Here is a 446-nt window from a genome sequence, read left to right on the forward strand (position 1 = left end):
GCAATTCCTCACGCACGCGGGCACCGAGATCGGCGTCGCGTCGACGAAGGCGTTCACGACGCAGCTCGTCGCGCTGTTCGTACTCGCGGCGACGCTCGGCAAGCTGCGCGGCCACGTCGATGCGGCTCGCGAAGCCGATTACCTGAAGCAACTGCGCCACCTGCCCGCCGCGCTCAACAGCGTGCTCGCGCTCGAGCCGCAGATCATCGCTTGGTCCGACGAGTTCGCGCGCAAGGAAAACGCGCTGTTCCTCGGCCGCGGGCTGCACTATCCGATCTCGCTCGAAGGCGCGCTGAAGCTCAAGGAGATCTCGTACATCCACGCGGAAGCGTACCCGGCGGGCGAACTGAAGCACGGGCCGCTCGCGCTCGTGACGGAGGCGATGCCGGTCGTGACGGTCGCGCCGAACGACACGCTGCTCGAGAAGCTGAAGTCGAACATGCAGG

The 446-nt window shown here is 66.8% G+C and carries 1 protein-coding gene; it reads left to right on the forward strand.

What is annotated here, in order from left to right; translation table 11 throughout:
- The coding region (locus tag J5M67_RS28625) for an SIS domain-containing protein (protein ID WP_207888699.1) at positions 1-446 on the forward strand (446 nt) is incomplete at both ends.

It is taken from the genome of Pseudomonas sp. 30_B (genome assembly GCF_017491605.1).
GTDB lineage: Bacteria > Pseudomonadota > Gammaproteobacteria > Pseudomonadales > Pseudomonadaceae > Pseudomonas.